Here is a 5,887-nt window from a genome sequence, read left to right as displayed (position 1 = left end):
GTGCACAATGCGCGCCCTCCCGACGACACCACGGTGTTGCCGGTGGTCCGGGAAAACGGAGTGGCTTCAACACGAAGTGCTTGCGGATTTCTGGAAGTCGCCTATACTGGGCGGCTCGCTCACCAAGGACGCTTCGGCGGGTTGGTGAGGGGTTTGGAAAACGACCTCTTCACGAGGTGTTGACGAAACCCAAACGGGCTGCCAGAATGTGCGGCTCCCTCGGCGGAAACGGCTACGGCCACCGGCGAGGCGGTTCGGAAGCTTCCTCCTCGCGAGGGGGTTGACGAAACGAAGACGGGCTGCCAGAATGAGCGGCTCACCTCGACGGAAACGTCGGGCAACGGAGGAAGGCGCTGAGGCCGACTCCGAGGTTCTTTGAAAGTGTGCGCAGGTAACTTGTGCGGACGCCTGCAGGAAGGATGACTGTCCATCTTGCAGACGTTTGAAACAGCAACAAGTCAATTGCTTTAAGCAAGCGATTCGTAGCTGGGTTCGACTTCTGCAGCTAAAAGCTTTAAGCCTTCGGGCTTTGCAGTTTTAAGTGAAGAGTTTGATCCTGGCTCAGAGTGAACGCTGGCGGTAGGCCTAACACATGCAAGTCGAACGGCAGCGGGTAGGGAGCTTGCTCCCTATGCCGGCGAGTGGCGGACGGGTGAGGAATACATCGGAATCTACTCTGTCGTGGGGGATAACGTAGGGAAACTTACGCTAATACCGCATACGACCTACGGGTGAAAGTGGGGGACCGCAAGGCCTCACGCGATAGAATGAGCCGATGTCCGATTAGCTAGTTGGCGGGGTAAAGGCCCACCAAGGCGACGATCGGTAGCTGGTCTGAGAGGATGATCAGCCACACTGGGACTGAGACACGGCCCAGACTCCTACGGGAGGCAGCAGTGGGGAATATTGGACAATGGGCGCAAGCCTGATCCAGCCATACCGCGTGAGTGAAGAAGGCCCTCGGGTTGTAAAGCTCTTTTGTTGGGAAAGAAATCCTGTTGGCTAATACCCGGCAGGGATGACGGTACCCAAAGAATAAGCACCGGCTAACTTCGTGCCAGCAGCCGCGGTAATACGAAGGGTGCAAGCGTTACTCGGAATTACTGGGCGTAAAGCGTGCGTAGGTGGTGGTTTAAGTCTGTTGTGAAAGCCCTGGGCTCAACCTGGGAATTGCAGTGGATACTGGATCACTAGAGTGTGGTAGAGGGTGGCGGAATTCCCGGTGTAGCAGTGAAATGCGTAGAGATCGGGAGGAACACCCGTGGCGAAGGCGGCCACCTGGGCCAACACTGACACTGAGGCACGAAAGCGTGGGGAGCAAACAGGATTAGATACCCTGGTAGTCCACGCCCTAAACGATGCGAACTGGATGTTGGGTTCAACTTGGAACCCAGTATCGAAGCTAACGCGTTAAGTTCGCCGCCTGGGGAGTACGGTCGCAAGACTGAAACTCAAAGGAATTGACGGGGGCCCGCACAAGCGGTGGAGTATGTGGTTTAATTCGATGCAACGCGAAGAACCTTACCTGGTCTTGACATCCACGGAACTTTCCAGAGATGGATTGGTGCCTTCGGGAACCGTGAGACAGGTGCTGCATGGCTGTCGTCAGCTCGTGTCGTGAGATGTTGGGTTAAGTCCCGCAACGAGCGCAACCCTTGTCCTTAGTTGCCAGCACGTAATGGTGGGAACTCTAAGGAGACCGCCGGTGACAAACCGGAGGAAGGTGGGGATGACGTCAAGTCATCATGGCCCTTACGACCAGGGCTACACACGTACTACAATGGTGGGGACAGAGGGCTGCGATCCCGCGAGGGTGAGCCAATCCCAGAAACCCCATCTCAGTCCGGATTGGAGTCTGCAACTCGACTCCATGAAGTCGGAATCGCTAGTAATCGCAGATCAGCATTGCTGCGGTGAATACGTTCCCGGGCCTTGTACACACCGCCCGTCACACCATGGGAGTTTGTTGCACCAGAAGCAGGTAGCTTAACCGCAAGGAGGGCGCTTGCCACGGTGTGGCCGATGACTGGGGTGAAGTCGTAACAAGGTAGCCGTATCGGAAGGTGCGGCTGGATCACCTCCTTTTGAGCACGGCAGCATTTTCCTGTCGGGCGTCCTCACAAGTTTCCTGCATCTAGAGTTCCTGGTCCGCCGGTGGCGGGTCGGGCGAGTCCCTTCAAGGGGCCTTAGCTCAGCTGGGAGAGCACCTGCTTTGCAAGCAGGGGGTCGTCGGTTCGATCCCGACAGGCTCCACCAAATGAGTAATCGATCTTTGGGTCTGTAGCTCAGGTGGTTAGAGCGCACCCCTGATAAGGGTGAGGTCGGTGGTTCGAGTCCTCCCAGACCCACCAACTCTGGATGTAAGCGCACACAGAATTGATCTGGATCGGCGCTGAGGCCGGTACGTGTTCTTTAATAACTTGGGATGTAGCGAGCGTTTGAGATGACTATCTCGACGTGTCGTTGAGGCTAAGGCGGGAATCGAGAGATTCCTGAAATTGAGTCGTTGCAATTCGCGCCTGGGGATTTGTACCCCCGGGCACAGTGACTCCGAGGCGACTTGGGGTTATATGGTCAAGCGAATAAGCGCACACGGTGGATGCCTTGGCGGTCAGAGGCGATGAAGGACGTGGCAGCCTGCGAAAAGCGCGGGGGAGCTGGCAACAAGCATTGATCCCGCGATGTCCGAATGGGGAAACCCACTGCTTCGGCAGTATCCTGCACTGAATCCATAGGTGCTGGAGGCGAACCCGGTGAACTGAAATATCTAAGTAACCGGAGGAAAAGAAATCAACCGAGATTCCCTCAGTAGTGACGAGCGAACGGGGACTAGCCCTTAAGCTGGCATGGTTCTAGAAAAACGACCTGGAAAGGTCGGCCATAGAAGGTGATAGCCCTGTATTCGAAAGGGTCATGCCAGTGAAGACGAGTAGGGCGGGGCACGAGAAACCCTGTCTGAACATGGGGGGACCATCCTCCAAGGCTAAATACTCCTGACCGACCGATAGTGAACCAGTACCGTGAGGGAAAGGCGAAAAGAACCCCGGAGAGGGGAGTGAAATAGACCCTGAAACCGTGTGCGTACAAGCAGTAGGAGCCCGCAAGGGTGACTGCGTACCTTTTGTATAATGGGTCAGCGACTTACAGTTCGTGGCAAGCTTAACCGTATAGGGGAGGCGAAGGGAAACCGAGTCTGAATAGGGCGCATAGTCGCGGGCTGTAGACCCGAAACCGGGTGATCTAGTCATGCCCAGGGTGAAGGTGCGGTAACACGCACTGGAGGCCCGAACCCACTCCCGTTGCAAAGGTAGGGGATGAGGTGTGATTAGGAGTGAAAAGCTAATCGAACCCGGAGATAGCTGGTTCTCCTCGAAAGCTATTTAGGTAGCGCCTCATATGTATCCTCTCGGGGGTAGAGCACTGTTATGGCTAGGGGGTCATCGCGACTTACCAAACCATTGCAAACTCCGAATACCGAGACGGACTGTATGGGAGACACACGGCGGGTGCTAACGTCCGTCGTGAAAAGGGAAACAACCCAGACCCACAGCTAAGGTCCCAAATTACCGCTAAGTGGGAAACGATGTGGAAAGGCACAGACAGCCAGGAGGTTGGCTTAGAAGCAGCCACCCTTTAAAGAAAGCGTAATAGCTCACTGGTCGAGTCGGTCTGCGCGGAAGATTTAACGGGGCTAAGCGGTAAACCGAAGCTTGGGGTGCACACTTTGTGTGCGCGGTAGAGGAGCGTTCCGTAAGCCTGCGAAGGTGGGTCGAGAGGCCTGCTGGAGGTATCGGAAGTGCGAATGCTGACATGAGTAACGATAATGCGGGTGAAAAGCCCGCACGCCGAAAGCCCAAGGTTTCCTTGCGCAACGTTAATCGGCGCAGGGTGAGTCGGCCCCTAAGGCGAGGGCGAAAGCCGTAGTCGATGGGAAACTGGTTAATATTCCAGTACCTCGCGTGAGTGCGATGGGGGGACGGAGAAGGTTAGGTCTACCGGGCGTTGGTTGTCCCGGGGAAAGGCGGTAGGTGGATCTCTTAGGCAAATCCGGGAGGTCAACACCGAGCACCGAGACGAGCCCTTTAGGGCGAAGTGACTGATACCACGCTTCCAGGAAAAGCCCCTAAGCTTCAGCTCACGCAGACCGTACCGAAAACCGACACAGGTGGGTAGGATGAGAATTCTCAGGCGCTTGAGAGAACTCGGGTGAAGGAACTAGGCAACATGGCACCGTAACTTCGGGAGAAGGTGCGCCTCCTTTGGTGGCCCATGCGGGCTATAGCTGAGGGAGGCCGAAGTGACCAGGCCGCTGCGACTGTTTATCAAAAACACAGCACTCTGCAAACACGAAAGTGGACGTATAGGGTGTGACGCCTGCCCGGTGCCGGAAGGTTAATTGATGGGGTCAGCCGCAAGGCGAAGCTCTTGATCGAAGCCCCGGTAAACGGCGGCCGTAACTATAACGGTCCTAAGGTAGCGAAATTCCTTGTCGGGTAAGTTCCGACCTGCACGAATGGCGTAACGACAGCGGCGCTGTCTCCACCCGAGACTCAGTGAAATTGAAATCGCTGTGAAGATGCAGCGTTCCCGTGGCAAGACGGAAAGACCCCGTGAACCTTTACTATAGCTTTACACTGAACGTTGAGTTCGTCTGTGTAGGATAGGTGGGAGGCTATGAAGTGTCGGCGCCAGCTGGCATGGAGCCATCCTTGAAATACCACCCTGATGTGCTTGACGTTCTAACCTGGGCCCGTAATCCGGGTCGGGGACCGTGTATGGTGGGTAGTTTGACTGGGGCGGTCTCCTCCTAAAGAGTAACGGAGGAGCTCGAAGGTACGCTCAGCGCGGTCGGACATCGCGCACTGTGTGCAAAGGCATAAGCGTGCTTGACTGCAAGATCGACGGATCAAGCAGGTACGAAAGTAGGACTTAGTGATCCGGTGGTTCTGTATGGAAGGGCCATCGCTCAACGGATAAAAGGTACTCCGGGGATAACAGGCTGATACCGCCCAAGAGTTCATATCGACGGCGGTGTTTGGCACCTCGATGTCGGCTCATCACATCCTGGGGCTGTAGTCGGTCCCAAGGGTATGGCTGTTCGCCATTTAAAGTGGTACGCGAGCTGGGTTCAGAACGTCGTGAGACAGTTCGGTCCCTATCTGCCATGGGCGTTGGAGATTTGAGAGGGGCTGCTCCTAGTACGAGAGGACCGGAGTGGACGAACCTCTGGTGTTCCGGTTGTCACGCCAGTGGCACTGCCGGGTAGCTATGTTCGGAAGCGATAACCGCTGAAAGCATCTAAGCGGGAAGCGCGCCTCAAGATGAGATCTCCCGGGACACAAGTCCCCTGAAGGAACCATCAAGACCAGGTGGTTGATAGGCTGGGTGTGTAAGCGCAGCAATGCGTTGAGCTAACCAGTACTAATGATCCGTGCGGCTTGACCATATAACCTCAAGTGGCCTTGGACTCGACGACAGTCGATAGCCATCCGCCGCTCACTACATCCCAAGTCCCTATGCGAGACGGTGCGGCTCCACCTCACGGACGCCTGCACGCTCCAACCGTCTCCCTGGTGAAATTAGCGTTGTGGAACCACCCGATCCCATCCCGAACTCGGAAGTGAAACGCAACAGCGCCGATGGTAGTGTGGGTCTCCCATGCGAGAGTAGGTCATCGCCAGGGTTTTATCCCGGAAGCCCCCAGCCAAACGCTGGGGGCTTCTTCTTTTGCCGGACACCCCCGTGTCCGCCACCGGCACCAGGCCCCAGGCCTGCACCGGCCGCCAGTTACCCCGGTGCGGGGTGGAGCAGTCTGGCAGCTCGTCGGGCTCATAACCCGAAGGTCGCAGGTTCAAATCCTGCCCCCGCTACCAATGCACAACGCAAA

The 5,887-nt window shown here is 56.4% G+C and carries 1 protein-coding gene, 3 tRNA genes and 3 rRNA genes; all 7 read left to right on the top strand.

From position 1 onward, the window contains the following. Positions 1 to 183, top strand: a 183-nt coding sequence (locus EIM47_RS15850; RefSeq protein WP_205948736.1) for a hypothetical protein, incomplete at its 5' end; no start/stop codon positions are given. Positions 184 to 538: 355 nt separating this feature from the next. After that, positions 539 to 2,085: ribosomal RNA gene (locus tag EIM47_RS15570) — 16S ribosomal RNA — on the top strand. Between the two features lie 95 nt (positions 2,086 to 2,180). Then, positions 2,181 to 2,256 (top strand) — tRNA-Ala (locus EIM47_RS15565). A gap of 18 nt (positions 2,257 to 2,274) precedes the next feature. Next, positions 2,275 to 2,351, top strand: a tRNA-Ile gene (locus EIM47_RS15560). A gap of 221 nt (positions 2,352 to 2,572) precedes the next feature. Next, a 23S ribosomal RNA gene (locus EIM47_RS15555) occupies positions 2,573 to 5,446 on the top strand. A 123-nt stretch (positions 5,447 to 5,569) separates the two neighbouring features. Beyond that, positions 5,570 to 5,683 (top strand): 5S ribosomal RNA (gene rrf, locus EIM47_RS15550). Together the 16S, 23S and 5S rRNA genes with 3 tRNA genes alongside form the textbook arrangement of a ribosomal RNA operon. 113 nt (positions 5,684 to 5,796) lie before the next feature. Further along, positions 5,797 to 5,873: transfer RNA gene (locus EIM47_RS15545), tRNA-Met, on the top strand. The last annotated feature ends 14 nt before the right edge of the window (positions 5,874 to 5,887 follow it).

This window comes from Pseudoxanthomonas sp. SGT-18, from assembly GCF_003931645.1.
Taxonomy (GTDB): domain Bacteria; phylum Pseudomonadota; class Gammaproteobacteria; order Xanthomonadales; family Xanthomonadaceae; genus Pseudoxanthomonas.
This window is presented reverse-complemented; position numbering and strand designations above follow the sequence as displayed.